The following is a 25,600-nucleotide window of genomic DNA, read 5'->3' as shown; positions in this document are numbered from 1 at the left end:
CCGGATGACGCGCACCTGCTGCGGGATGATGTCCAGCTGTTCGCTGGCTTCCACGCCGATCTCGCTCAAGCGCGCACCGTCGTGCGGGCACACGCGCTCGCCTTCGGGCAGCTCGTGACGGATTACCTCGCGCGGCAGCGCCGGGTCCAGGGGCTTGCGGCCGCGCTTGGCTCGCTTGTGGCCGGGCACGTCGATCTTGTCGCTGTCGTCGTTGTCGCCGCTCTCTTCAGTGGCGGGCTCGGCCTGAGCGCCGAGATCCTCGGCCTCGTTGAAGAACATGTCCTTTTGCAGGACAGCGGCCTCGCTGCTGGCGGCGAAGAGCTGCCGACTGAACTTGCTGAGCTTCTCCTTGAGGAGATCGCGCTCGGCGCGTGTCACGCGCAATTCGCCGGCCAACGACTCATTGCGCTTGAGCGCCTCGGCCAGCGCCTGCTGCAATGCGATGACTTCGTCGGGCGTGGGCATGCTGACCATCGAGGGGCAGTGTCTGCGCCCCCTGTGTGCCGCGCCATTCGGATCTGCCGCAATGGCGCGCGTGCGCGCTGGCGTTCTCAGCCGACGTGCTGGTACACGCGCTGAGGGTGCCGCTGCACGACGCCGATGTCGATGCCCTCAAGCAACCAGTGCAACTGCTCGACGGTCAGTGTCGGCGCCGCCGTCTCAGCAGGCCAGATGAAGCGGTCTTCCTCCAGCCGCTTGAGCAGCAGCCAGAAGCCGTTGCGGTCCCAGCCGAGGATCTTCACGCGGTTGCGACGCCGGTTGCTGAACACATACACGCAGGCGGCGAACGGATCCAGGCCGAGGGCTTGCTGAACCAGGGTGGCCAAGCCGTTGATGTTGAGGCGGAAGTCCACCGGTGCGCGGTGCAGGTAGACCTTCAGACGCTCGTCGAGACGGAACACGTCAGCCTCCCCAAGGTCTGCAGAACATCTGCAAGCTGGCGCAACCGCACGCCGCGAAGCTCGACCCTGACCCCGTTGGGCAGCGTGGCTTGCAAGCCCACATCGTGACCGACATCGAGCTCGTCCACGACCGGCGGTACTTGCGCTGTGAGCACCGGCACCGCCACGAAGGGCGAGGCCTCTGGCGTCGAGGCCACGACAGACGCACGCTTGCGCAACGGACCGTGATCACGTATCCATCGTGCGACCTGGTTGGCATTGATGCCGAACTCGCGCGCCAGACGCGCCACCGAGACGCCAGGCTGCAAGCACAGCTCGACGAACTCGGCCTTTGCGGCCTTGTCGTACACACAGCGCCCGCCGGGCTTGTGGCGCAGCACGAGGCGCCGTCTTAGGTTCTCAAGATCTACCGACATACGTCCCCACTTCACTTGCTAAGTGGGGACGAAGACTGTCAGCTCGGTCGTCGCGCCTCAAGGACGCGGTTAATTGATCGCATACTTCAAGTCAATATCTGCATCGCAGAGGACCGGATCTTGCCGCTCGACAAGAAGAAGCCATATCAACGTTGGCGCTCAGTGGGCGGCGAAGCCGTCCGCTGCAGCAATAGGTTGGGCAGCACGCCGCAGTCGACGGGATCGCAACCACGACTTGAACGACCAGATGGCTACGGCACCAGAAACGCAAGCTCCCGCAAGAAGTAACGCGAACCGCGTGACGCGTGCGGCTTCCAGTTCGGACGTGGAAGCAATGCTCTTGCCGTCCACCGCTAAGCCCCAAAGAGTCGGGTTCTGGTATCTATGGGCAGCGTACTGAACGCGGATCACCTTTGACTCCTCAAGCGCTGACCACGCGTGCGCAACATTCGGATCCGGGTCCGAGTAGGTGAACGTCTTCAACGGATTCCCTACGCAAAACCTGAATCCGGTCAGCTTCCCCTTGGTCTCGATCCGGGTGAGGTTGACCACTTGACCTTGAACAACGAAAAGGTCTTTCGGCGGCGAGAAATCGCTCAGCACCAGCAATGCTGAGAGCAGTAGGAATAGGAGCATGCTCACGAAGAGCGTTCCGCCTTGCCTTCGCATAGCCGTCATGCTGCCCAACGTTTGCCTTAAGCGGCCTGCCGTAGGCAGGTCCGCTTGACGGAATGGTTAGGCGGCCAGCGGCTTGAACATGACATAGGCATCAACGTAGCCTCGAACTTTGTGTTGAAACGCGCCGGGTAAGGCGCCGACGATGGAAAAGCCATGCTTCTTCCAGAGGCGAACCGCCACTTCGTTGGTGGAAACAACTAAGTTGAATTGCATTGCCTTGAAACCAAGTCTCACCGCCTCGGCTTGAGAGTGTTCGCACATCATCGATGCGATACCTTGACCTCGCGCATTGAGTGCGACGACGTATCCGCAGTTGCTGACATGCGAGCCTAGGCCAGGCTGATTCGACTGAAGTTTGTAGGTTCCGAGTATTGAGCCATCGTCCCCGGCGGCGACGTAAGTAGCGAGCGGCGCATCAATCCATACTTTGTGAATTTCCGCCTCTGTACTGTCTGGCGCAAATGCATAGGTATCTCCAGCCGCGAATGTGGAGTGAAGAAGGGGCCACAGACGTGACCAGTCTTCGGGTTCGTAGTGTCGGATGATTGGCATGGAAATTCTTGGCCGCCTAACGAATGAAAGGGACTTCCCCGTCCCGAACCAGCCGCGTTGCGGCAAACGGCAACCAGGTGCCACGATGGGAAGTGCGATCTCTCATCAACTCATTCGGAAGGGGAAGTCCATGACGATTCTGACCGTGGGTATCGACCTCGCCAAGAACGTTTTTGCGGTTCATGGCGTCAACGAGGCCGGCAAGGCCGAACTGATCCGCCCGGCGGTGCCGCGCGACAAGCTTCACGAGCTCATCACCAGTCTGCCGCCGTGCGTCATCGGCATGGAAGCCTGCTCCGGCGCCCACCACTGGGCGCGGCTGTTCCAGGCCTCGGGCCACACCGTGCGCCTCATCGCCCCGAAGTTCGTCACGCCGTACCGCATGACGGGCAAGCGCGGTAAGAACGACGCCGCCGACGCGGCAGCGATCTGCGAGGCCATCCAGCGCCCGCACATGCGCTTCGTGCTGATCAAGAACCTCGAACAGCAGTCGCGCCTGATGGTGCACCGCGCCCGCCAGGGGTTTGTGGAGCAGCGCACCGCCACGATCAACCGCATCCGCGGCTTGCTCAGCGAGTTCGGCATCGTGCTGCCGCTCAAGGCCGCCAGCGTCAAAGACCTGTGGTGCAAGGCCCAGGGCTACTCGACATAGCGGCTTCGTCGAGCGCGCCAACTGGTTGAACCGCCCACTGCGGACCCGCACGGTGGGTGGTGTGGGGGCTGGGGGCTAGATACCCCCGGCTACCCGATTAGGCGTCGCTTTACAGTGCCACCACCCCTCCGCTTCAGGCAATAGTTCCAAAACTTGGCCAGCGCAATGCGTAAACTGCCCTGAATCGAACCGGAGCCAAACCTCGCCTTGCGCGCCGGGAGGCTGCTCCAGCCGCACCGATTGGTCGTAGGGCAAATCTAGAGCGCTAACCACTTTGGGTCCAACCACTTCACCCGAGCGAGTAGTTGCACCCAGCACCCCGCATTGCGAAATTGTGATGACAATCCCGCCGCCACTTCTATCAAACTGGAATGTAAGAAGGTCGATTCGGTCCGGTCCGAGTCGGCGAAAGTGTGGGAATGCCCCCTTGAATCCCGCTTTCCTCAACGTCGGCACGACAAGCGACTTAAGGTGCGATTCCATTGATGCACGAAGAGATGCCATTAGACGTCTAATGTTTGAATTCAGGCGACCAGCCAGCGAAGCTGGCGCAGGTCGGCTGCCATGAAAGGTTAAGAGTCATTGCGCGCGACCGTACTTCTGACGCAAGTTCAAGAAATGGTGGCCAAGGAGCTCTTTCCTCGCGACATCAATGACGACTACGACGAAGGCGTCGGGTACATCCGTGCCGATAAGAACGTGCTGCCACGCGTTTGAGCTATTGCGGTAGATGTAGGCGACGTCCCAGTCCTGTGTGTCGCGTCCAGCAAATTCACTGGATAGGACCGCTTCTGTGTACTCCCATATGTCCACCATCTCCTCGGCTGACTTGGTAATGTCCTGCATCGGAGGAGAAAAGGTTTCAAGGAACTGATCTTCGGAGAGCGGCCGGAGCTGGATTGCCATGACTTTTAACGTCGAAATTCAGCCGACCAGCCACCGAAGCCGGCGCGGGTCGGCTGCAATGAAGGGTTGAACGTCATGCACGCACGCCCTTTTGGTGATCTCGGTTTGCGACGTGCTCAGCCTTGGCCGATATGCACAGCTGGCAATACTTAACGCGACAAACCCCAGCTACGAGAAGAGGCATCAAGGGCGCGCGTGGAAAATCCCGCTGCATCTCTGGGGTGTTTGTGAAGGTATGTCCTTCTGGTGAATCCGTGAAGCCAGCCAACAATGGGGCCTCATGCGCCGGGCACACATCTAGCGCAGACGCTCGTTCATCCGAACCTATGGCCATCTCGGGATGTTCTGCTACGAACCTTTCCCATGATTTTTCCTGCCAGAACTTCATTGGATCAGCCGCGCCGGCTTCCAGGAATTTGCGGTATTCCTGCTCTCCAAGAAATGCCTTCAGGGAAGCTCGTAGCGCATTCGGGCTGACGTTGCTCATGACGTTCAACGTTGAAGCTGAGCCGCGAGCGGCGGCTTGCCGACGCGAGTCGGCTCGAGCGACTGGTTAGCGGTCATGGTGCTGCTTGAGCGCTGCAAGTAGTTCCGCACGGTCTTCACTTGATCCGAGCACCCTGGTTTCAATGGTCGGCTTTCTTTGCGGCGGCTCGACATCGCGAGGCAGGCTTCTATTCACGTACTCCCCTGCTTGAGCAAGCGAGTTCCGACAGTATGGATTGGATATGTGCTCCCAGGCAGTCGCAATTGCCTGTGCAATGAACCCTGAGAAATTCCCTTTTCGACCGGCATTGCCCCCTACCCGCAAGGCAACGGAACCGCTCCGAAAGTGAAGTAGATCTGTGGGCATGCCGTCAATGGTGATGCCTGGCACTGCGCCGGGATGCACGACCGGAGTCATTGAAGAGATCAGGCTTGCAGCTACGGCGGGGGGAACAGCGCCCCTATCCCGATCAGTGAGCATCGGCGACGGCTCGAACTGATGCCAAATCATGAAACGAGCACAGACCACCGATACCTTTCCATCAGCAAAGGTGATGCATATCTCCGGGTGAAACGATGGCTTCAACAGGAGGCGGATAGCCTCAGCGGCGCAAGAGCAGTCTGGGTCTTCCTCAAAGGAAGGCATGCCCATGCTCTTGCAAATGGCATCCGGCGTGTACGCGTCTGTTTTCATATGACCGCTAACGTCGGCGCTCAGCGGGCGGCGAAGCCGTCCGCTGCAGCAAAAGGTTAAACATTGGACGTTGCCAGCCGGTACTGAACGCTAGGGCCAGCCTTGCGTTTGGCGGTGACAACGTCGCCATGAATTTTGGGTGCCATAAGTTCCTCTACCGCCTGTTCACCAGGCAACTCAGAGATTACAAGCGACTGGCCCTCAATGCGCCAGTAGAAGAGCGGAGCGGCGAGAGCTCCCCCCTTCGTCCCGACCGTTGCTGCGACAAGACCTTGCTTAGCAAACGCGTAGGTCTCCACCTTCGCGTCATCAATTAGATCCAGTGTCTTGCCTTCGAGCCCAAGCGTTGACCAGTCCGTCGACTGGCCTTCCTCGGCGGGGGAGCACCCGACGAGTACGGCCGCGAAGGCTAATGGCAGGAGGACTGGCCGCATGTTTGGATGCACCAATGTTTAACGTGCAAGCTCAGCGGGCGGCGAAGCCGTCCGCTGGAGCGAAAGGTTGGGCATCACCTCGCTCCGGTGAAAGGTTACGACCGCCATGTGCCAACTCCAGAGTGCAGAACCGCAAACGAACGCGGATGGACAAAGAACGAATAGTGCTTTCCGCCACCAGACAGCGGCTGTGGCGTCCGTTCCGACGTCCAGTAGGTGACCACGAGCACGGTCTCAACCGCCTCAAGCCCCGACTGAATGCTTGCCTTCTCGTCATCTGGGAGGCGTAGACGAGCAACGAGTGCTTTCTCCCACTCGGCAACGTCAACCTCGCAGTACGACCATGCCGTTGCCTCGGCTCGCAGGGGGTGCGAGGCGACCGCGGCCAATGCTTGCCTCTCGGTTTGGTCGGACACGCTACTAGTGGGGTTGTTCACGGTGATGCTCAACGTCGAAGTTCAGCGGGCGCCGAAGGCGTCCGCTGGAATGACCGGTTATGCCGAGCCTCGGCACTCGAAGCCACGGCGATGGTGGCAGCGCGATGCCGCCGAAGCTGAAGCCCGCCGAGGGCTGAGGCGAGCAGGCCTGGTGGACTAGCCGCAAGCGCAATGCAGCGCGGAGTCCAGGTCCGGGCGCCGCCTAGGCGGCACAACGCCACGCGCTCACCCGACCGCGCGGAACCCTCGGCCGCCGACGCGACGACGCCGCCGCGGAAGCAAGGCATAACGCCCGTGATGGAGTTCAACCTAGCCTGCTGCATAACGTCGGCGCTCAGCGGGCGGCGAAGCCGTCCGCTGCAGCAAATGGTTGAGTGGCTTCATAGCCAAGCCACCGACAGGACCGGCAAGACAAGTGCACCGAAGAACAGGAACAGCGCGAGAAACACCGCTGCGTACCAGCGCACCCCTGTTTGAACAAGCGGTGGCAGCCGCCCAATCAGCTTGCTTCGCGGTTGCAGGTTGCCGCGTTGCGGGTGAAACCAAACGCAGGCACACAGCAGTGTCCAAGGTACAGCAATGGCCGGCCCGGCAAGAATGCTTGCCAAGAATGCCAACTGGGGCGGAGCCGTGGACAGCGCAGCGAACAAGATTGCGATAGCCAGCAGCGATGCACCGAAGAGCCACCGGCGACGCGCATAGAAGCGCCCAGCGACGGATGTGAAGAACGTGGGGGACACGAGAAGAGCCACTCAACGTTGGAGCTGAGAGGCCGGAACCGGCTGGCCGCGCGAAGCGATGATTAACTGCTGAGCGTAGCGCGGCCAGCTGGTGGAGGTCCACTCGAGCGACCGGTTAGGCGTCAGAGTTGATCGCCAGGCACGGTGCCCGTGAACGAGCAATGGCGTCTTGGACTGCATGCTACGACTCATTTGTGCTCCGCTGATTTCGAGCCATTGCCAAGCCAACACCACCGGCAAGCATCAGCAGGCCTGGAAGCAAAAAGATTGGCTGAGCGTCGTAGGCGGCCTGAACTGATGCCCGCACGACCGATTCAGCCAATTCACGCGAAATTGTCTGCGCTGACGCGTCGAGTCGCTGATAGGCGACGCCAAGAATTGGACGAATCCCTCGCCCAAGAAGGGCCGATGCCTGGAGAACTGAAAGCCAGAGGAAGCCCACTATGAGGAGGGTGACACTTAGCCGCCGCACTACAGAGACGCTCACGGGTTGACGCCTAACGTTTGACATGAGCGGCGGTTGGAAGCGGGCACAGCCCGCTGGAAACCGTCCGCTCGATGGAAGGGTTAGGCCTGCCGCTCATGGCGCCGATGCAACGCGGTTCCGACTGCAAGACCAATTGGCGCACCGAGAGCCCAGACGGCAAGCAACAAGGGAGAACGTGTTGCTGGCAACTGAGCAAATGCGGCGGCCAAGATGGCCAATGCGACCAGAACGCCAGGTGCGATAAGGGAGCGAGGAGGCGAAAACCAAGCGGCGACCCAACCTGCGAGTGATGCGCTCAGGACGTTAATGGACTGAAGCAGGAACCAGCTGCTTGAATTGACATCTTCCATGTGCTCGGTCCAACTGCGCGGCGCATCGACCGATGCAGCCCAAACCCGACCACCCACAACTGCCACACCAACCAGCAAGGTACTGGTGCCGAACTTCGCAATTATTCCTGCAACGATGCCTAGCCACGTAGCGCGCTTTCGCTGCCGATGCTGCACATTCTTCGGTGTCTCGATCTGGTTCATGCAGGCCTAACGTCGGCGCTCAGCGGGCGGCGAAGCCGTCCGCTGCAGCAAATGGTTGAGTGGCTTCATAGCCAAGCCACCGACAGGACCGGCAAGACAAGTGCACCGAAGAACAGGAACAGCGCGAGAAACACCGCTGCGTACCAGCGCACCCCTGTTTGAACAAGCGGTGGCAGCCGCCCAATCAGCTTGCTTCGCGGTTGCAGGTTGCCGCGTTGCGGGTGAAACCAAACGCAGGCACACAGCAGTGTCCAAGGTACAGCAATGGCCGGCCCGGCAAGAATGCTTGCCAAGAATGCCAACTGGGGCGGAGCCGTGGACAGCGCAGCGAACAAGATTGCGATAGCCAGCAGCGATGCACCGAAGAGCCACCGGCGACGCGCATAGAAGCGCCCAGCGACGGATGTGAAGAACGTGGGGGACACGAGAAGAGCCACTCAACGTGAAAGGTCAGCGGGCGGCGAAGCCGTCCGCTGCAGCGACCAGTTATGCCGAGCGCCGGTTGTCGAAGCGCCGGTGGCCGCGACACGACGATGGCGCCGAAGTTGAAACCCGTCGCAGGATGAGGCGAGCAGGCTTGGTGGACTAGCCGGAAGCGCAATGCACCGCGGAATCCAGGTCCGGGCGCCGCCGCAGCGACCCTCCGACTCGCGCTCGCCCGAACTCGCGGAACCCTTGGCCGCCGGCGCGACGAGCCCGCCGCGCAAGCAAGGCACAAAGCCCTTGATGGAGTTCAACCTAGCCTGCTGCATAACGTGAAAGGTCAGCGGGCGGCGAAGCCGTCCGCTGCAGCGACCAGTTATGCCGAGCGCCGGTTGTCGAAGCGCCGGTGGCCGCGACACGACGATGGCGCCGAAGTTGAAACCCGTCGCAGGATGAGGCGAGCAGGCTTGGTGGACTAGCCGGAAGCGCAATGCAGCGCGGAGTCCAGGTCCGGGCGCCGCCTAGGCGGCACAACGCCACGCGCTCACCCGACCGCGCGGAACCCTCGCCCGCCGACGCGACGAGGCCGCCGCGGAAGCAAGGCATAACGCCCGTGATGGAGTTCAACCTAGCCTGCTGCATAACGTGCAAGCTCAGCGGGCGGCGAAGCCGTCCGCTGGAGCGACCGGTTATGCCGAGCCTCGGTACTCGAAGCCACGACGATGGCGGCGGCGCGATGCCGCCGAAGCTGATGGCCGCCGAGGGCTGAGGCGAGCACGCCTGGTGGACTAGCCGCAAGCGCAATGCAGGCGGAATCCGTGACCTGGGCGCTGGCCAGGCGCGACACCGACACGCGCTCTCCCGAACGCGCGGAGCACCTGGCCGCCGAAGCAGCGCGTCCGCCGCGCAAGCAAGGCACAAGGCGCTCGATGGAGTTCAGGCTAGCGTGCTGCATAACTATTGATATGGGGAGACAGTTTTGCCGCTTTTGTCGGCCGACGGTCTCCATAACTCCGTCCAACGAGCCGCCGGCAACGGCGTTTGAAACCTGGCTCCTTGCTGCATATGCTGTTCTTACATACAGCCTTATCTATCTCGCAAAAGCGGCAATCGAGCGAGACGGATAAGCCAAGGGTTAACCCGCAAATGGAGCTGTGCATGTCGATCCCGCTGAATTCCGATCCACGGGCTGGCGGCTCGGACGAGCGGCGGCAAGCGCCGCCGAAGGCGCTTCCGACTCTACCGCCGCTTCAGGCGCCCCGGCTGCTCGATCAACTGCGTGAGCGCATCAGGACTCTGCACTACAGCCGCAGCACCGAGGACGCCTACGTGCATTGGTCCAAGGCCTTCATCCGATTCCATGGCAGGCAGCATCCCAAGGACCTGGGTGGGCCGGAGGTCGAGGCATTTCTGACCTGGCTGGCCAACGAACGGCAGCTCGCACCGGCCTCGCACAAGCAGGCGTTGTCGGCATTGCTGTTTCTTTACACCAAGGTGCTGGGCATCCACCTGCCATGGATGCAGGAGATTGGCCGCCCCAGGGTGAAGAAACGCTTGCCAGTAGTGCTCAGTCGCGACGAGGTTTCGGCGGCGCTTCGCCACCTCGATGGCGTGCATCGCCTGTTTGCGCAGCTTCTCTACGGCACGGGATTGCGGCTCACCGAGGGGCTGCAGCTGCGGGTGAAGGATGTCGATTTCGCCCACAGTGCCATCGTGGTGCGAGAGGGCAAAGGCGGCAAGGACCGCATCGTGATGCTGCCGCAAGCTCTGGTAGCTGGGCTGCATGAGCAGCTAGCGCTTTCGCACGACCTGTGGCTGGCAGACCAGGCAGAGGGCCGGGGCGGCGTTGAGATGCCCAACGCGGTGGAACGCAAATATCCTCGCGCCGGGGCTTCCTGGCCCTGGTTCTGGGTCTTCCCACAAGATCACCATTCCACCGACCCGCGCAGCGGCGTGGTGCGGCGACACCACCTGTACGACCAGACTTTTCAGCGCGCGTTCAAACGGGCCGTGCAGGCCGCCGGCATCGCGAAGCCAGCGACGCCGCACACTTTGCGTCACTGCTTCGCGACGCATTTGCTGCAGTCGGGCTCCGACATCCGCACGGTGCAAGACCTGCTGGGCCATGCTGACGTGACCACGACGATGATCTACACCCATGTGCTCAAGCTGGGCGGCGGCGCCGTGCGCTCGCCGCTTGATGCGCTGGCCATGCCGAAGCGGCAGGCTTCATGAACTTGGACACCGACCGCATTGACGACGCCGTGCTGGTCTTGCTGCTGATGGACTGCACGATGGCCAGCCCGCTTGGAAGTCCTTCGCTGGGACGCCATGGGCTGGCTGCACGACTGGGCCTGATCGGCGATCCGATGCGGCCGTCGGAGTCCATGGTGCTCACGGACGAGGGCTTGCGCGAGGCGCAGCGGCTGCTGCAGGCGCTGTTCGAGCGGCGCGGCTAAGGCGACTCGGCCTGTCGCCAAAGCCTAGGGTTACCGCAAACTCGTCGCCCACTCCCCCGCCTATGTCAGGCGGCGGCCTTGCTGGGCATTGAGCTCGTCGTGTGCGTGTGCCGCCGCCGTAAGGCGCCCTCAACCGCTCACCGGCGGGCAGGCGGCGTGCGCCGAGGACGCGTCCGACGCCCGCCGCGGGCGCGTGAGCGTGGGGTCGGCCTGGCACTGCAGCTGCGGGTTGCGGGCGCGGTAGTCGTCCTCCAGCGTCTGCGGCTCGACCGACTCTGCCTCGGTCAGCGCACCGTAGCCGCGGCCATAGGGCCAGGCGTAGCCCCAGCGGAACGGCGTGTTCAGCTGCGGGCCGCCGCCAGCACGCACACCGACAAACATGGTTTCGGCGAGTGCGTGGTTACCGGTCTTGCGCACGACGCAGGCGCGCAGTTCTCGGTCCGCATCCAGGCGCTGTGCCTCGGTGCCGCCGCGCCAGTAGGCGAGGTCGTGGGCCAGGCAGCAGTCGCACCAGTCGTCGTTGGCGACGAGCGAGCGGTCCGGGAAGAGGCTGCAGCCGTCCGTGGCGAACCGCGCTGGCTGGGTTGTCATTGACGCGCACGAGGCCAGCATGACGGGCGCGAGCAGCGCCGCCAGCGATCGGCGGAAAACACGGGGCATCGGCGGGCCTGCGAAGGTGGAGCGAGCCGGATATTCTCGCCAGCCTGCGGCCCCGGCGAGTCAGCCCGGCGACGGCCTCTTCGCCGATGCACCACGGCGCGCCGGGTTGGCTGCGCGGCTGCGCCTCAACCACAGCCACAACCCCGTGGCGAGCAGCAGCGCCGGCACCAGCCCGAAGGCACTCCACAGCAAGCGGGCTGCCAACCCGAAGGCCTCGGCGCTGTGCAGCGGGAACAGCCAGTTCAGCAGCACGTTGCCGGCGGGCGCCTGCAGCGGGTCGTAGCGCTGCACGACGGCGCCGGCAGGCGTCACGCGCACGCGCGTGTTACCCGTGTCGGCCCGCGGCTCGCCGGGCTGCAGCAGCCGTACTTCAACGACGCCGTTGCCGCGCGGCAGCGTCAGCCGGCTCCAGCGGGCCTGCGGGAACTGCCGCTGGGCCAGCGCAACCCACTCGTCCGGCCCAAGCGGCGGCCCTGACGGCCATGCCGGCGGCGCAGCGGCAGTGTCGCGCGGCAGCTTGGCCAGGCGCTCCATCGGCAGCACGGCCGCCACCGCGCTGCGCGCCGAGTCGCTGAACACCATCGCCGCGCCAGTCACGGTCATCAGCATCAGCAGCGGTGCCAGCCACAGGCCGGCGGCACGGTGCACGTCGTACCAGCGCCGCGCCGGTGCCGCTTGCCACTGGATGCCCAGCACCCGCCGCCACGAGGCCAGGCGCCGAGCCTGTCGCGGCCACGCCAGCACGACGCCGCTGAGGCCCAAGCCCAGCAGCACCAGCCCGCCCGTGCCGACGACGAGCGCGCCCGTCTCGCCCTGCCACAGGTAGCGGTGCAGCTCGTAGACGGTCGGCACGAGGTGGCGCGCGTCCCAAGCCACGCGGCCACGTTCGCGCATGCCGAGGTAGCGGCCGCAGGCGGCGTCGATGAAGTGCTCACGCCGCAGGCCATCGGCATCGCGCCGCTCCCACACCTGGTAGGCCGCGCCGGGCTGGTGAGGAGCTACAACGATGGCGGCCTGCCTGCCCGGCGCGTTCTGCCGCAGCACGTCCAGCACGCGGGCCACGGGCGCCTGCTCGGCGTCTTCTCTGGTGGGCGCCACGCACGCCGGCAGCACCCGGAACCAGTCTGGGTTGAGCGCAGCGTCCAGCTCGGCCTGCCAAACGAGCAGACTGCCGCTGAGCCCCAGCACGGCGAGCAGCAGCCCGGCCAGCAGTGCGACCCAGCGGTGCAGCCAAGCGAGTTGAGGACGTGCGACCGCCATGTCAGAAGCTGCGACGCCAGCTCAGCGTGACTGTGCGACCGCGGCCGGCGTAGTAGTCGTCGGCGGTGCCAGAGTAGTTCGCCTGCGCGTAGTAGGTCAGGTAGCTGCGGTTGAACAGGTTCTCCACGCCCGCGCCGAGGTAGCCCCACGGCGAATCCCAGCTGACGGACAGGTCGGCCACGGTGTAGCCATTGAAGCGTTCGTCCAGCGGCACCTTGCCGGCGAGCTTGCCGATGTTGGCGTCGCGGGAGAAGTACACCGACTGCGTCCACTGCACCGACCAGGCCGGCGCGGGCTGCCAGCGGCCGCCCAGCACCAGCTTGTCCGGCCCCTGCGAGCGGGCGCCGAGGTCCAGGTCGAGGCTGCCGCCAGCCGCGCTCGCCGTGCGGCCACGCGTCAATGCATAGCTGCCGTTGAGCTGCCACGCGGCGTCCGGCCGCCATTCGCCGCTGATCTCGAAGCCACGCACCGTGATCGGCACGCGCTGAAGCGAACCGATGCCGTTACTGACCACCAGCTGGCTGCCCAGGTCGGAGTGCGAGCGGTAGACCGAGGCCGAGACGCTGCCCCGCGCGCCACGCCAGGCCACGCCGACCTCTCGGTTGTCGGTCAGGATGGGCTGCAGATCGACGAGCGTGCCGACCGAGCGCCCGGGCGTGTTGACGGCGCGCAGGATCAGGCCCACATCCGGCGAGCCGAAGCCCTCGTTGTAGGCGACAAAGCTGGACCAGCCGCTGGAACCGAAGCGCCACACCGCGCCCAGGCTCTTCACCAGCTTGCTGGCGCTGCGCTCGCCGCCCTGCACCGCTTGGTTGCCGTAGAAGGCCAGCGTGCGGTAGTCGTCCACCTGCAACCGGCTGCGCTCGTCGCGCAGACCGCCGCGCACGGTCAGCGGGCCCGACTCGTACTCCAGCTGCGCGAACGGCGCGAGGCTGCGGTAAGTCATAGGTGGCACCCAGGTGCGGGCCGTCTGCGTCAGGCGCTGCTGCGATTCGTCATCCAGGTAATCGGCCCCCAGAGTCAGCTCCAGGCCCGGCGTCCACACGTCAGGTCGCACCCAGCTCGCGCGCAGGCCCCACTTTCGCGCCTTGATCTCGCTCTGATCCACCAGCGTGCCGACCTTTGCCAGGCTGGCGTCCTGGAAGGTCGCAATGACGCCGCCGCTGTAGCGCGCGGAGAAATCCTGCTTGAACAGCTGCACCGACGCGGCCCCTTGGGCCAGATCGGCATGCGTCCATTCCAGGCTGGCCGAGCGCACCTCGTTGCGCGGCGCGTCGTAGGGCAGCTTGCCCGGCGCCGACGTCGTGGGCAGGCCCGTGGCACGATTGCCGGACACGTCGACACGGTCGTCGAAGCCGTCGGCGTGGAAGCGGTTGATCATCAACTGCACACGCTGGTCACCGAAGTCCTTGCCGATCTTCAGGAAGCCGTCGGCAGCCTGGTGCAGCGACTCGGTGGCCAGTGGCCGGCCGGTGCCGTCCACGCCAATGTCCTGGCTGCGCAAGCCCACATAGGCCAGCAGGTCGAAGTCGCTCTTGTGCTCCACCATGTAGCCGGTCTTCCAGGCGTCGCTGTCGCCGTGGAACTGGCTGCCGTAGCGCAGCTCGACCGTCTGGCGCGTGCCCGGCTGCGTGGGCTTGCGGGTCAGCGTGTTGATGATGCCGCCGGTGGCGCCCAGGCCCTGCGCGGCGGACGCGCCGGACACGACCTCGATGCGCGACACGATCATCGGGTCGGCGAAATAGCCCTCCCGGCCACCCAGCCGCAGCGGGTTTGTCTGAGGGATGCCGTCCAGCAGCAGCAGCGCATTGCGGCCGCGCAGGCCCTCGCCGAAGTTGGTGAGCTTCTGTCGCGCAGGCGCATAGCCCGGGATCTGCACGGCCAGCAGAGCGCTCGGGTCCTCGCTGACGAGACCTTGCGCCGCGATCTCGCTGGCGCTGATCACGCTGACGGCGCCGGGGATCTTCTCCAGCGCCTTTGCGCCACGCGTTGCGGTCACGACAACCTGGTCCAGCGTGTTGCGCACTTCGGGCGATGCCGGATCGGCGGCATCGGACACCGGCTCGGCGTGGGTGGAAAGGCTGAACAGCAGAGCGGCACTGGCCATAGCCAGTGCATGGAGACGGGGACGCATGGGAGATCGCAAAGCAGCAGGAGAGGTGATGTCGGGCGCCCGACGGGCGCGGCCACGCACTGTGCAGCGGCTGACATCACGCATTCTATTTGCAAATGCGAATCACTCTCAGTATCAATTCAGCGTGGTCCAGGCTTTCATGCCTTGAGCCGGATCACGACGGCCGCGACGACGGGAAAGATCAGCGCCAGCGCGGCAATCAGCCGGGCCAACCGCCGAGGCGTGGCGACAAGCCGGGCTGCACGCCAGAAGGCCAACACGGCCAGCAGCAGCGCGGCCGGGCTGCCGTACAGCCAGAATCCGATGAGGTTCCAGCCGCGGCCCCAGCCTTCGCCGGCCGGCTTGATGAGCGCCAGGACGCCGTACAACGCCGCCGTGGCAACGGCGACGGCCAACAACCAGACGTCAGGGTGGCGCGGCTCCCGCGGCACCATGGTGGGCGAACGCCCGTCCGAGTCAGTGGCCGGAAGGCATCGATTCGTGGCGCGCGGCGGCGGCGTACAGGTCAGCAGCGAACGCCGGGTCGCTGTCCATCCAGCCATCGGCCATGCGGCGCACGGCTTCCGCCTCGTCGGCCGCGCTGCGGACCGAGGCGCCCTTGGGCGCTGCCACCCAGGCCGCGCGCATCAGGCGGGCACCTGCGGCGAGCACGTCCGTCACGCGGGGGAAGCTCAGCAGCGGGCGATCTTGGAAGGTTTGCGAGGTGATGGCAGCCATGTCAGCTCCTGATGGGATTCGGGTTGGTGGGTGGCGGCGGCGCCGGCTTTTGGCCGACATTCGCGTTAACCCTTAGTCCGTATCCTAGGGTTTCCCCGAGATTCTGGCTAGCCACCCCGATGAGGGATGGGGCAGTTTCTGCGCCTCAGTTCACACCTGAGGGGGCATCGGCGACGCAGTGGCGGGGCCAGCGGCTGCCAGCAACTGCTCCAGCCGCTGTTCGCGCAGCCCGTAGAAACGCTTGATCTCGGCCACCTGAGCCAGCAGCTCCAGCCGCCGGGCGGCCAGCGCCTGCGCGGCCGGCCCCTGGGCCTTCACGGCCAGGATCATCTTGTTCTTGCTGGTGTGCTCCAGCGCGATGAACTCGAACACCTGCGTGTGATAGCCCTCGCTCTCCAGCAGCAGTGCGCGCAGGGAGTCGGTCACCATCTCGGCTTCTTGCCCGAGGTGGATGCCGTGCTGCAGCATGGGCCGCAGCACGGCCGGCAGCGTCATCTGCGGACGAAGCTCCTTGTGGCAGCACGGCGAACTCATGATGATGCGCGCCCCGCTCTGCAGGCCCACGTGCAGCGCGTGGTCGGTGGCGATGTCGCAGGCGTGCAGTGCGATCATCACGTCCAGCGGCTGCACGGCCTGGGTGCGCACGTCGCCCTGGTCGAATCGGATGCCGCCGAGCTGCTCGCCGTCGATGACCGCGTTGCAGAGCCTGACCATGTCGTCGCGCAGCTCGATGCCGGTCACGCGCGGGGTGAGGCCCTGTGCCTGCAGCCAGTCGTGCACGGCGAAGGTGAGGTAGCCCTTGCCGGAGCCGAAGTCCGCCACGCGTATCGTTCCAGCGCCCGGCGCCTTCAGGCCGGCTTCATCGACGGCCGCGGACAGGATCTCGACGAAGCGGTTGATCTGCTTCCATTTGCGCGCCATGGCCGGCACCAGCGCCGGCTGCTCCTTGACGAGGTGGGTCAGGCCCAGCGCCCGCCACACCGGTTGGGCGATGTCCAGCGGCCGGTGCTTGGCCTTGTCGTGCGCGGCGGGCGGCGGCGCCTCCACCGCGTCCACGCGTGTGACGCGCAGCGTTTCGCGTCCCTTGCGGCTGACCGCGAACTGCACCTCCTCGGCGGCCGTGTGCAGGTGCGCGTTGCGAAAGCGCGCGCCCAGCAGCGTGCCGATCTCGGCCAGGCCGGCCTCGGGCGTGTGGTTCTTCGTGACGTCCTTCGTGCGGTGACGCCACAGGAAGCTCAGCGCCGGTTCGCCGCGCAGTTCGATGGCGCGCACGGTCAGCCTCTCGACATCGGCGTCGTCACCGACCGGGCCGGACAGCAGCAGCTTGCCGAACTGTCCGCCGGCCAGCGCCAGGCGCACCAGGTGCATAAAACGCTCGGACACCGGCGCCGTGGCAGCCGGTGGCGGGGTGACGAGGGACGTGAACAACGGCGCGGCCATGGGGCCGCATTGTCAGCGCGAGCGCCGCACCCGCAGGCCGACGAGGCCCAGGCCGGCCAGCAGCAGCGCGACGCTCTGCGGTTCGGGCACGGCGGTGACGCTGACGGACTGCCAGCTCATCGACGCCAGGCCCAGGACTTCGTCGGTCACGACGCCGGGGATCTGGTAGCTAGGCCAGCCCATGCTGTCGAAGCTGAACAGCCGCATGCTGTCGCCCGCCTCGCTGTACGCGGCCATGTGAGCCAGTGTGCGGTTGCCGAGGTCGAATTCCAGCCCGGCGCGCTGCTCGTAGCCCAGGTCGAATGCCGCGACGGCGCGGTTGCCCGACCAGTGCAGCTCGAAGTCCGTCAGCTCGTACCCAAAGAGCCAGCCGTCGCCGTCCAGGTCGGTGCCGGCGAAACGGCCGGTCACCACGGCGCCATCGGCATAGCCGCCCTGCGTGAAGTTGAAGGCCTCGGCGTGTGCCGGCTGGGCAAGGGCCGCCGTGAGGGCGATGGTGGTGGTGAGCGCGGTGAGCAGGCGGGGGGTGAACATGACCGTGGGTTCGTCAAGAGTTGTGAGGCCAGCCATGCTGCCGACGGGCCCGCGCCGTCACATCGCCCGAGGGAGCCAGGGGGGCATGTAGGCCGTCATGGCCCGATCGGGCCAGCGATGGCGCGGACCGTGGCGACAATCGCCGTCATGCGCCTGCGCCAAGCCACCCGTGACGACACCGCCGAAATCTGGCGGGTGCGCTACGCCGTCACGGAGAACCGGCTGACGCCGGGCCGCATCGGCGACGCCGAACTGCATGCGCACCTGGAGGACTTCGGCCGCGGCTGGGTCGTCGAGCTCGAACCCGCGCCGAACCCGAGGATTGCCGGCTTTGCGATCGGCGATGCCCGCGACGGCCACATCTGGGCGATGTTCGTGGACCCTCCGCTGCACGGCCAGGGCTACGGCCGGCTGCTGCATGACGAGATGGTGCGCTGGCTGTTCGCCCAGGGCCACCGGCGGCTGGACCTCGGCACCGAGCCCGGCTCGCGCGCCGAAGCCTTCTACCGCCGCGCCGGCTGGCGCCCGCTGGGCAACGCGACAGACGCGCACGGCGACCGACTTTTTGAACTGCGCCTGGAAGACTGGACACCCCATGCTTGACACCCACGAGATCGAAACCGCCCCGAACCCACGCACCACGCTGATCGTGCTGCACGGCCTGGGCGCCGATGGCTACGACTTCGTGCCGATCTGCGGCGAGCTGCAACTGCAGGCGCTGGGCCCCGTGCGCTACGTCTTCCCGCATGCGCCGACGCGGCCGGTGACGATCAATGGCGGCTACCCGATGCGCGCCTGGTACGACATCCGCATGGCCGACCTCGTCCGCCAGGAGGACGAAGCCGGGCTGCGCGAGTCGCAGCAGCAGATCGCCGCGCTGATCGACCGCGAACGCGAGCGCGGCGTGGCGGCCGAGCGCATCGTCGTCATGGGCTTCTCGCAGGGCTGCGCGATGACGCTGATGACGGCACTGCGCTACCCGCACCGGCTGGGCGGCGCCGTGGGACTGTCGGGCTACCTGCCGCTGGCTGCCACGGCCGCGGCCGAGCGCCACGCCGCCAATGCCGACCTGCCCATCTTCATGGCCCATGGCACACAGGACCCCATCGTGCCGCTGGCCCGCGGCACCGCCAGCCGCGATGCACTGGTTGCGCTGGGCCACGATGTCGAATGGCATGACTACCCGATGCCGCACTCGGTGTGCGCTGAGGAAGTGGCCGACCTGAACGCCTGGCTGCTCCAGCAGCTGGGCTGAATTCCCGCCGTTGTTCCGCCCGCCGCCCGGCCGCCGGGCCGGGCAAGATCGATGCGTCATGGAGCGCCTGGCCGAACAGATCGTTGACTGGCACAACCGCCACCCCCTCGCCCGGCGCATTGCCGTGGGCGATGTGCACACCATCGGTGTCGTGGCGCTGCCGTTCATCCGCGCGACGGCGCAGTCGGGCGGCTTCGCCGAGCCCGTCCTGACCGATGCGGTCAGCGCCTTCGATGACCTGCACGGCCTGCCGCCGGCCTCGCGCTGGGCGGTCGGCACGCAGCGGCTCAAGGCGCTGCCGCAGTGGCTGCAGCAGCTGCTGAAGCGCGAACGCCGCACGCAGTGGCGCGCCTTCAGCGAGAAATTCCTGCCGGGACTGAGCCTGCGGCGCATCGAGCGCTTCGCGCTGGCCCACGGCTTCGAGGACCCGCCGGCCACGCCCGAGACGCGACCCTGGCGCGTCATCGTCATCGACGAGCAGCGCGCCAGCGCCCGGCCGGGATGGCCGTTCGAGCTCTACGTGATGACGGCCGGCATCGACACCGGCAGCGCGCGCACCCGCGTGCTGAGCGGGCGCGGCATCCCGTCGCAAATCATCGGTCGCCGCCTGTGGGACCCGCTGCGGCTGGCCGCCTCAGGGGGCGTGCTGGCGCTGCTGCTGGCCCTGGGCGCGTGGTCGCTGTGGCCGCACCGCAGCGCCGAGCCGCTGATGGCCGCCGCCGAACCTGCGGCGTCGGACGTGCTTCCCGCCGCCGCTTCAGCGGAACCCGAGGCCGCAGCATCGGCCACGCCTGCCGAGCCGGCATCGGCGGCATCGGCGGCATCGGCGCCGGAGCCCGCGGCCTCCCAGCCGGACGACGTTGCGTCAGCACCCGAAGATGCCGACAGTGCACCGGTGCCCGACATCCGCCCGCGCCTCGTGCAGCGCGCCGACGGCAAGGTCGTGCCGCCGCTGCTGCGCTCCAAGCCGGCCGACACGCCGGCCGACGCCAGCGCCGCCGCGCCCACGCCAGACCGGCCAGCCGACAAGGCGACGGCCCGCACCGGCCGCACGGCCGCCGACAAACCCGCCGCCGAGCCCGCGGACCCGCGTCTGGCGCGCATGGCCGCCATGCCTGACAAACCGGCGGTGGCGCTGGTGGGCCCGCCCGGCACCAAGGCCGAGGCCGAGGCGCTGCTGCAGAAGATGAAGGCCGGCCTCGTCGGCGTGCACAGCAACCCCGACTCGCTGCAGGCCGACGTCATTCAGACGCCGGAAGGCTGGCGCGCCACGGTCTGGCCCTTCCCGAGCCGCGAGCAGGCGCAGCTGATCAATGCGACGCTGGTGGCGCGCGGCTTGAAGACGAAGGCTGTCAACTTCTAGCGCGCGCGCCAGCGCCGGTCACGGGCGGCGGATGACGAAGGCCCGCTTGTGGCCGCCGTCGAAGCCGCAGCGCTCGTAGAACGCCCACACGGCCGGGTCGCGTCGGCTGGTCGTCAGCACGACCTTGTAGCAACCAGCCGCCCAGGCCTGGGTCAGCGCGTGCGCGATGACGTCCTGCCCGTGCCCCTGGCCGCGCCGCGCGGCATGCGTGACGACGTTCTCGATGACGCCGTACGGTTGCCCGCCGCGCGTGAGGTTGGGGATGACGGCCAGGTTGCAGGTGGCCGTCAGCCGGCCTTGCGCGAACAGGCCGAAGTGGCGCAGCCCCGGCTGGGCGAACACCGCCTGCACCGCCTCGGCACCGGGCGGCGGGTCACCCGGATTGAGGTGCTCGTACAAGGCAATCAGCGCGTCGATGTCGTCCGGCGCCAGGTCGCGGATCTCCGGCTCGGTCACTTCACCTCCAGCTTCATCGCCTGGGCCATGAAGGCCAGGATGTCGCTGCGCTCCTCGATGATCTTGGACGTGGGCTTGCCCGCGCCGTGGCCGGCCTGCGTCTCGATGCGGATGAACTTCGGCTTGGGGCCCGTGTCCGCCGCCTGCAACGCGGCAGCGTACTTGAAGCTGTGCGCCGGCACGACGCGGTCGTCGTGGTCCGCCGTCGTGACGAGGACCGCCGGGTAGTTCACGCCGCTCTTGATGGTGTGCAGCGGCGAGTAGGCGTAGAGCGCCTTGAACATCTCCGGGCTGTCGGCACTCGTGCCGTAGTCGGTCGCCCAGGCCCAGCCGATCGTGAAGTGCTGGTAGCGCAGCATGTCCATGACGCCCACCTGCGGCACGGCGGCCGCAAACAGGTCGGGCCGCTGGTTCGTCACCGCGCCCACCAGCAGGCCACCGTTGCTGCCACCGTTGATGGCCAGCGTCGCGGGGCTCGCCACCTTGTTCTTGACCAGCCATTCCGCCGCGGCAATGAAGTCGTCGAACACGTTCTGCTTGCGCAGCTTGGTGCCAGCGTCGTGCCAGGCCGAGCCGTATTCGCCGCCGCCGCGCAGCGATGCGCTGACGTAGACACCGCCCATGCGCAGCCAGGTGGCGGCCGTCACGTTGTAAGCGGGCGTCATCGCGATGTTGAAGCCGCCGTAGCCGTACAGCAGCGTGGGGTTCTTGCCGTCGAGCTTCAGGCCCTTCCTGGCGGCGATGAAGATCGGGAAGCGCGTGCCGTCCTTGCTGGTGACGAACTCGCGGCGGGTCTCGAACTCGTCGGCGTTGAAGGCCGTCTTAGGCTGCTTGAATAGCTCGACCTTGCCGGTCTTCACGTCGTAGCGGTAGATCTCGGCCGGCCGGGTCAGGCTGGTGTAGCTGAAGAAGGTCTCGGTCTCGTTCCAGCGCCCGCCGAAGCCGCCGGCGGTGCCGACACCCGGCAGCGCCACCTCGGACAGCCGCTGGCCGTCGGCCGCGTGTACGCGCACCAGCGTGGCGGCGTCATGCAGGTAGCTCAGCAGGAAACGGCCGCCCACTGCGGAAGCGCCGGTCATCGCATCAGGGCCTTCGGCCACCAGCGTCTTCCAGCCGGCCGGCGCCGGGTTCTTCAGGTCGATGGCGACAAGCTTGCTGCGCGGCGCGTCCTTGTCGGTCTTGACGATCAGCTTGCCGGCGACGACTTCCACCGGGCTGTATTTCGCGTCGAAGGCCAGCGTGATCGCCTGCGGCTTGCCGCCGGCGAAGGCGCCGCCGGGCAGCGGCAGCACCATCAGGCCGTTCTTGTCGCCGCCGCGCCAGACATTGATCAGCAGCAGTTGGCCGTCGTCCGACACGCTCGCGCCGAAGCCCCATTCCTTCTCGTCACGGTTCTCGGCGACAAGCACGTCGTCGGCCTGCGGCGTGCCGAGGCGGTGGTAATAGAGCTTCTGGAAGTAGTTGCTGCCGGTCAGCGCGGTGCCTTCCTTCGGTGCGTCGTAGCGCGCGTAGAAGAAGCCCTTGCCGTCGGCCGTCCAGGACGCGCCGCTGAACTTCACCCAGTCGATCTTGTCGGCGAGATCCTGGCCGGTGGCGAGGTCGCGCACCTTCCAGGTCTGCCAGTCGGAGCCGGCGCCCGCCACGCCATAGGCCAGCAGCTTGCCATCGCGCGACGGCACGACGCCGGTCAGCGCGACCGTGCCGTCCTTGGAGAAGCCGTTGGGGTCCAGCGCGACGACCGGCGCGTCCTTCAGCGACTTGGCCGTGTAGAGCACGTTCTGCTGCTGCAGGCCGTCGTTGCGGCTCCAGAAGTAGCGGCCGCCCTCCGTGAAAGGCACGCCAAAACGCTCGAAGTTGTAGAGCTCGGTGTAGAGGCGCCGCACCGGCAGGCGCTGCGGCATGGCCTGCAGAAAGGCCTCGGTGACGCGGTTCTGCTCGACGACCCAGGCCTTGGTCTCGGCGCTGTTGTCGTCTTCCAGCCAGCGGTAGGGGTCGGCGACCGTCGTGCCGTGGTAGACATCGGTCTGCTCGGCCTTGCGGGTGGCGGGGTAGTCGAAGGCTTGGGCCGGAGCGCTTGTGGCGAGCATGGCAGCCAGGGTGAGGGCGGTGAGGGGCAGCTTCATCAGGGGTGTCCTGAGTCGAAAGGAAACCGATGATTTTCGGCGGTGGCGGGCCTGCTCGCCGTTCGTCATCCAGGATTCACCTAACGGTGCTTCCGGCCCACCAAGGGGCGGTCGGCTAGCTGCGGTAGTCGGCGTTGATGCTGACGTAGTCGTGGCTGAGGTCGCAGGTCCAAACGGTGGCGCTTGCGCTTCCGCGGTTCAGGCCCACGCGGATCGTGATCTCGCTCTGCTTCATGACTCGCTGGCCGTCCTCCTCTCGGTACTCGGGCCTGCGGCCGCCACGGGTGACGACGTGCACGTCGTCCAGGTGCAGGTCAATGAGGCCCTGGTCCAGGTCCGTGATGCCCGCATAACCGACGGCCGCGAGGATGCGGCCCAGGTTCGGGTCGCTGGCGAAGAACGCCGTCTTGACCAGCGGCGAATGGGCGATGGCATAGGCCGCCAGCTTGCACTCGGCCTCGTCACGGCCGCCCTCGATGGTGATGGCGATGAACTTCGTCGCGCCCTCGCCGTCGCGCACGATGGCCCGGGCCAACTCCTGAGCCAGCGACACCAGCGCGTCGCGCAGCACGCGGGCGTCGGCACTGTCCAGCGACGTGATCTCGGCATGCGCCGCCTTGCGGCTCGCGATCAGCATGAAGCAGTCGTTGGTGGACGTGTCGCCGTCGATGGTGATGCGGTTGAAGGACGCATCGGCAGCGTCCTTCACCAGCGGCTGCAGCAGCGCCGGGGCGATATTGGCGTCGGTCGCGACGAAGCCCAGCATCGTCGCCATGTTGGGCCGGATCATGCCGGCGCCCTTGGAGATGCCGCTCAGCGTGACCGGCACGCCGCCGATCGTCACGCGGCGCGACGCGGCCTTGGGCAGCGTGTCCGTCGTCATGATGCCGGCAGCGGCCTCGGCCCAGCTGTCTTCCTTCAACGCGGCCAGCGCGCCAGGCAGGCCGGCGACGATGCGGTCGACCGGCAGCGTCTCCATGATGACGCCGGTGGAGAACGGCAGCACCTGCTGCGGCGTGCAGCCGACGAGGCCGGCCAGCGCCTCGCAGGTCTGGCGCGCACGGGCCAGGCCGTCGGCGCCGGTGCCGGCGTTGGCATTGCCGGTGTTGATGAGCAGCGCGCGGATGGTGCTCCCGCCGGCCAGATGTTCGCGACAGACCTGCACCGGCGCAGCACAGAAGCGGTTGCTCGTGAACACACCGGCCACCGCGGCGCCTTCGTCCAGCGCGATGACGGTCAGGTCACGCCGGTTGGCCTTGCGCACGCCGGCCATCGTCACGCCGAGGCGCACGCCCGGCACGGGCAACAAGGAGGCGGGATCGGGGGCGGAGAGATTGACAGGCATGGCGCGCTCGGTGGGAGTCGGGGAAAGCGCGCGGATTGTAGGAACCCGGGAGCGCGATCGAGAGGCGCCAGATTCGGCACGCCCAGCGAAAAAGGCTCCCGAAGGAGCCTTTGAGTGGGTGCGCGCCGAATCAGCGCGGCAGGCGGCGGCGGGCCAGCAGACCGATGACGCCCAGACCGCCGAGGAACAGCGCGTAGGTCTCGGGTTCCGGCACCGGCAGCGACGTACCGATATTGGGCGTGACCACCGGCAGCGCGCTGGCGACGATCAGGTCCTGGTAGGTCGGGTTGGTCAGCTTGGTCAGGCTGTACAGCTCTGAGCCGCTGTAGGTCTGTGCCGCCTTCAGGTAGTTCGTCGCCAGGGCTTGCACCGCATTCAAAGACGCGGGCTGACCGCTCGTCTTCAGGTAGAAGCTGCCACTGCCCTCGGTGATGCTCAACGTGCCGCTGGTCTCGGTGGCGATTTCCCAGATGGCCAGTTGGAAAGCGGCCTGCTGCTTGGCGGAATTCACCGACGCGAAGCTGCTGGAGTAAAGGCCTTGCAGCAGCGTGGCCTGGCTGCCGGTGAAGCTGTCGACGGCGTAGGTCTTGTCGCCCTTCGACTTCAGCGCGATCTGCTGGGTCGGCTCAAGGCTGTAGGCCAAAAAGCTGCCGGACACGCTGTCCAGGAAGCTCAGGCCGGCCGTGCCGTAGTTGGTCGTGACGGTCGTGCTCAGCGAGACCGCGTCGGCATCCTTGCCTTGGTACTTGATCTGGATGCTGCCAGCGAACACCGGGGCGCTGACCAGCAGCGCGGCGGCAAGGGCGAGAGGCTTGAACATTGGGGATACCTTTTTGTTCTTCGGTGTTCAGGTTCAGCGGGCGCGGCGGCGAGCCAGGCTCAGGCCGGCCAGTGCCACGGCCACGAGGGCCAGGGCGGCGGGCTCGGGCAGTTCACGGCCGTTCAGCGTGGCGGTGAAGCCTTCGGGCGCCGTGACGGCGTAGCCTTCGCCGGCCACATGCAGCTCCCAGCTGCCAGCCGCCAGGACTTGCGGGTTGAACGTCCAGGTTTCGACACCGAATTCGTCGTTGTCCCAGTTCACGCCGACGGTCTCGACGAGCTGGTAGACCTGACCGCCCGTGACGGCTTTCAAGAAAGCGGACGTGATGTTGACCCAGGGGCCTTGGACCAGCGACGAGTGGGTGTTGACGCTGCCGCCCAGCAGCGTCGACGCGCCCAGCTGGAAGGAGTAGGTGTTGTCGAACGCGGCGACGTCAACGCCGTCCGACTGGATGTTCTCGTTGCTGAAGCTCAGCGACACCGGTGCGGCGGCAACGGTACCGGCGGCGAGGGCCAGCGTCAGGGCGGAGAGAGCGGCGCGCAACGGCTTCATGGCGTACTTTCTGGTTCTCTATACGGGTCTACCCGGTGTTTAGCCCGGGAATGGACTGCACTCTAGGGGGGCAAAGCCACTCGTTGCACCCCCCATGCGCGGGCCGAGGGGGCTGTTCCGTGCCTCAGCGCACGGTTTTCCC

General features: G+C 66.4%; 29 protein-coding genes and 2 pseudogenes. 6 read left to right on the top strand and 25 right to left on the bottom strand.

Going from position 1 to position 25,600, the window contains the following annotated elements; genetic code table 11:
- The 5 genes from LXT13_RS22655 to LXT13_RS22635 all read right to left on the bottom strand — a co-directional run.
- Nucleotides 1-474: IS66 family transposase (locus LXT13_RS22655; protein ID WP_474100264.1), on the bottom strand; the 474-nt coding region annotated here is incomplete at its 3' end.
- 77 nt (nucleotides 475-551) lie between these two features.
- Nucleotides 552-902: an IS66 family insertion sequence element accessory protein TnpB gene (gene tnpB / locus LXT13_RS22650; protein ID WP_233374575.1), complete on the bottom strand. Its 351-nt coding sequence runs from the start codon at nucleotides 900-902 to the stop codon at nucleotides 552-554.
- Complete coding sequence (tnpA, locus tag LXT13_RS22645) at nucleotides 878-1,318, bottom strand: IS66-like element accessory protein TnpA (protein ID WP_233374574.1); 441 nt, start codon at nucleotides 1,316-1,318, stop codon at nucleotides 878-880. Before tnpA ends, tnpB begins: the two co-directional genes overlap by 25 nt.
- Before the next feature lie 159 nt (nucleotides 1,319-1,477).
- Nucleotides 1,478-1,960: a hypothetical protein gene (locus LXT13_RS22640; protein ID WP_233374573.1), complete on the bottom strand. Its 483-nt coding sequence runs from the start codon at nucleotides 1,958-1,960 to the stop codon at nucleotides 1,478-1,480.
- Between the two features lie 93 nt (nucleotides 1,961-2,053).
- Entirely contained in the window at nucleotides 2,054-2,548 is a 495-nt protein-coding gene (locus LXT13_RS22635) for a GNAT family N-acetyltransferase (protein WP_233374572.1), read from the bottom strand.
- A 130-nt stretch (nucleotides 2,549-2,678) separates the two neighbouring features.
- On the opposite strand from LXT13_RS22635, the pseudogene LXT13_RS22630 reads away from it, so the two are divergent.
- A pseudogene (locus LXT13_RS22630) lies at nucleotides 2,679-3,164 on the top strand (IS110 family RNA-guided transposase); the annotation flags it as partial.
- Nucleotides 3,165-3,275: 111 nt separating this feature from the next.
- Here the strand turns inward: LXT13_RS22630 and LXT13_RS29020 are convergent.
- From LXT13_RS29020 to LXT13_RS22595, 8 genes are all read right to left on the bottom strand, one after another.
- Nucleotides 3,276-3,683: a DUF4304 domain-containing protein gene (locus LXT13_RS29020; RefSeq protein WP_419964702.1), complete on the bottom strand. Its 408-nt coding sequence runs from the start codon at nucleotides 3,681-3,683 to the stop codon at nucleotides 3,276-3,278.
- Between the two features lie 96 nt (nucleotides 3,684-3,779).
- The gene (locus LXT13_RS22625) at nucleotides 3,780-4,106 is read right to left on the bottom strand and encodes a hypothetical protein (protein WP_233374571.1); all 327 of its coding nucleotides are present in this window, start codon (nucleotides 4,104-4,106) and stop codon (nucleotides 3,780-3,782) included.
- A gap of 73 nt (nucleotides 4,107-4,179) precedes the next feature.
- Nucleotides 4,180-4,593 carry a hypothetical protein gene (locus tag LXT13_RS22620; RefSeq protein ID WP_233374570.1) on the bottom strand — a complete coding sequence of 138 codons (414 nt, stop codon included), beginning with the start codon at nucleotides 4,591-4,593 and terminating at the stop codon, nucleotides 4,180-4,182.
- A gap of 66 nt (nucleotides 4,594-4,659) precedes the next feature.
- Nucleotides 4,660-5,286 carry a hypothetical protein gene (locus tag LXT13_RS22615; RefSeq protein ID WP_233374569.1) on the bottom strand — a complete coding sequence of 209 codons (627 nt, stop codon included), beginning with the start codon at nucleotides 5,284-5,286 and terminating at the stop codon, nucleotides 4,660-4,662.
- Between the two features lie 56 nt (nucleotides 5,287-5,342).
- Nucleotides 5,343-5,720 carry a hypothetical protein gene (locus LXT13_RS22610; RefSeq protein ID WP_233374568.1) on the bottom strand — a complete coding sequence of 126 codons (378 nt, stop codon included), beginning with the start codon at nucleotides 5,718-5,720 and terminating at the stop codon, nucleotides 5,343-5,345.
- An 817-nt stretch (nucleotides 5,721-6,537) separates the two neighbouring features.
- The gene (locus LXT13_RS22605) at nucleotides 6,538-6,897 is read right to left on the bottom strand and encodes a hypothetical protein (RefSeq protein ID WP_233374566.1); all 360 of its coding nucleotides are present in this window, start codon (nucleotides 6,895-6,897) and stop codon (nucleotides 6,538-6,540) included.
- Nucleotides 6,898-7,464: 567 nt separating this feature from the next.
- Entirely contained in the window at nucleotides 7,465-7,917 is a 453-nt protein-coding gene (locus LXT13_RS22600; protein WP_233374567.1) for a hypothetical protein, read from the bottom strand.
- A 65-nt stretch (nucleotides 7,918-7,982) separates the two neighbouring features.
- On the bottom strand, nucleotides 7,983-8,342 hold the full coding sequence (locus tag LXT13_RS22595) for a hypothetical protein (RefSeq protein WP_233374566.1): 360 nt from the start codon (nucleotides 8,340-8,342) through the stop codon (nucleotides 7,983-7,985).
- Nucleotides 8,343-9,498: 1,156 nt separating this feature from the next.
- Here LXT13_RS22595 and LXT13_RS22590 point away from each other — a divergent pair.
- Nucleotides 9,499-10,575, top strand: coding sequence for an integron integrase (locus LXT13_RS22590; protein WP_233374565.1), 1,077 nt, complete (start codon nucleotides 9,499-9,501; stop codon nucleotides 10,573-10,575).
- Nucleotides 10,572-10,799 carry a hypothetical protein gene (locus tag LXT13_RS22585; protein ID WP_349254858.1) on the top strand — a complete coding sequence of 76 codons (228 nt, stop codon included), beginning with the start codon at nucleotides 10,572-10,574 and terminating at the stop codon, nucleotides 10,797-10,799. The genes LXT13_RS22590 and LXT13_RS22585 overlap by 4 nt, the downstream gene beginning before the upstream one ends.
- Before the next feature lie 129 nt (nucleotides 10,800-10,928).
- Here LXT13_RS22585 and LXT13_RS22580 read toward each other — a convergent pair whose 3' ends face one another.
- The 7 genes and pseudogenes from LXT13_RS22580 to LXT13_RS29015 form a co-directional block, all read right to left on the bottom strand.
- The gene (locus tag LXT13_RS22580; protein ID WP_233374564.1) at nucleotides 10,929-11,459 is read right to left on the bottom strand and encodes a hypothetical protein; all 531 of its coding nucleotides are present in this window, start codon (nucleotides 11,457-11,459) and stop codon (nucleotides 10,929-10,931) included.
- Nucleotides 11,460-11,519: 60 nt separating this feature from the next.
- On the bottom strand, nucleotides 11,520-12,719 hold the full coding sequence (locus LXT13_RS22575; RefSeq protein ID WP_233374563.1) for a PepSY-associated TM helix domain-containing protein: 1,200 nt from the start codon (nucleotides 12,717-12,719) through the stop codon (nucleotides 11,520-11,522).
- Between the two features lies 1 nt (nucleotide 12,720).
- Nucleotides 12,721-14,853: a TonB-dependent receptor gene (locus tag LXT13_RS22570; RefSeq protein WP_233374562.1), complete on the bottom strand. Its 2,133-nt coding sequence runs from the start codon at nucleotides 14,851-14,853 to the stop codon at nucleotides 12,721-12,723.
- 137 nt (nucleotides 14,854-14,990) lie between these two features.
- The gene (locus tag LXT13_RS22565; protein ID WP_233374561.1) at nucleotides 14,991-15,248 is read right to left on the bottom strand and encodes a hypothetical protein; all 258 of its coding nucleotides are present in this window, start codon (nucleotides 15,246-15,248) and stop codon (nucleotides 14,991-14,993) included.
- Between the two features lie 61 nt (nucleotides 15,249-15,309).
- Complete coding sequence (locus LXT13_RS22560) at nucleotides 15,310-15,570, bottom strand: hypothetical protein (protein ID WP_233374560.1); 261 nt, start codon at nucleotides 15,568-15,570, stop codon at nucleotides 15,310-15,312.
- A 150-nt stretch (nucleotides 15,571-15,720) separates the two neighbouring features.
- Nucleotides 15,721-17,010: a class I SAM-dependent methyltransferase gene (locus LXT13_RS22555; RefSeq protein WP_233374559.1), complete on the bottom strand. Its 1,290-nt coding sequence runs from the start codon at nucleotides 17,008-17,010 to the stop codon at nucleotides 15,721-15,723.
- Nucleotides 17,011-17,022: 12 nt separating this feature from the next.
- Nucleotides 17,023-17,112 (bottom strand): annotated as a pseudogene (locus tag LXT13_RS29015) (PEP-CTERM sorting domain-containing protein); the annotation flags it as partial.
- Between the two features lie 579 nt (nucleotides 17,113-17,691).
- Here LXT13_RS29015 and LXT13_RS22545 point away from each other — a divergent pair.
- The 3 genes from LXT13_RS22545 to LXT13_RS22535 are packed head-to-tail and all read left to right on the top strand — an operon-like array spanning nucleotide 17,692 to nucleotide 20,162.
- The gene (locus LXT13_RS22545) at nucleotides 17,692-18,147 is read left to right on the top strand and encodes a GNAT family N-acetyltransferase (protein WP_233374557.1); all 456 of its coding nucleotides are present in this window, start codon (nucleotides 17,692-17,694) and stop codon (nucleotides 18,145-18,147) included.
- Nucleotides 18,140-18,799, top strand: a complete 660-nt coding sequence (locus tag LXT13_RS22540; protein ID WP_233374556.1) for an alpha/beta hydrolase — start codon at nucleotides 18,140-18,142, stop codon at nucleotides 18,797-18,799. Before LXT13_RS22545 ends, LXT13_RS22540 begins: the two co-directional genes overlap by 8 nt.
- A 58-nt stretch (nucleotides 18,800-18,857) precedes the next feature.
- Nucleotides 18,858-20,162: a hypothetical protein gene (locus tag LXT13_RS22535; RefSeq protein ID WP_233374555.1), complete on the top strand. Its 1,305-nt coding sequence runs from the start codon at nucleotides 18,858-18,860 to the stop codon at nucleotides 20,160-20,162.
- A gap of 18 nt (nucleotides 20,163-20,180) precedes the next feature.
- Here LXT13_RS22535 and LXT13_RS22530 read toward each other — a convergent pair whose 3' ends face one another.
- The 5 genes from LXT13_RS22530 to LXT13_RS22510 form a co-directional block, all read right to left on the bottom strand.
- Nucleotides 20,181-20,618, bottom strand: coding sequence for a GNAT family N-acetyltransferase (locus LXT13_RS22530; RefSeq protein ID WP_233374554.1), 438 nt, complete (start codon nucleotides 20,616-20,618; stop codon nucleotides 20,181-20,183).
- The gene (locus LXT13_RS22525; RefSeq protein WP_233374553.1) at nucleotides 20,615-22,741 is read right to left on the bottom strand and encodes a prolyl oligopeptidase family serine peptidase; all 2,127 of its coding nucleotides are present in this window, start codon (nucleotides 22,739-22,741) and stop codon (nucleotides 20,615-20,617) included. The genes LXT13_RS22530 and LXT13_RS22525 overlap by 4 nt, the downstream gene beginning before the upstream one ends.
- A gap of 115 nt (nucleotides 22,742-22,856) precedes the next feature.
- Entirely contained in the window at nucleotides 22,857-24,086 is a 1,230-nt protein-coding gene (gene argJ, locus LXT13_RS22520) for a bifunctional glutamate N-acetyltransferase/amino-acid acetyltransferase ArgJ (RefSeq protein WP_233374552.1), read from the bottom strand.
- A gap of 130 nt (nucleotides 24,087-24,216) precedes the next feature.
- On the bottom strand, nucleotides 24,217-24,906 hold the full coding sequence (locus tag LXT13_RS22515; RefSeq protein ID WP_233374551.1) for a PEP-CTERM sorting domain-containing protein: 690 nt from the start codon (nucleotides 24,904-24,906) through the stop codon (nucleotides 24,217-24,219).
- A 33-nt stretch (nucleotides 24,907-24,939) separates the two neighbouring features.
- Nucleotides 24,940-25,458: a PEP-CTERM sorting domain-containing protein gene (locus LXT13_RS22510; protein ID WP_233374550.1), complete on the bottom strand. Its 519-nt coding sequence runs from the start codon at nucleotides 25,456-25,458 to the stop codon at nucleotides 24,940-24,942.
- Nucleotides 25,459-25,600: the final 142 nt, after the last annotated feature.

Origin of the sequence: Pelomonas cellulosilytica, from assembly GCF_021353265.1 — a bacterium.
Taxonomy (GTDB): Bacteria; Pseudomonadota; Gammaproteobacteria; order Burkholderiales; family Burkholderiaceae_C; genus Pelomonas; species Pelomonas cellulosilytica.
Note: the sequence above shows the minus strand (reverse complement) of the source record. Positions and strands in the feature narration are given on the sequence as shown.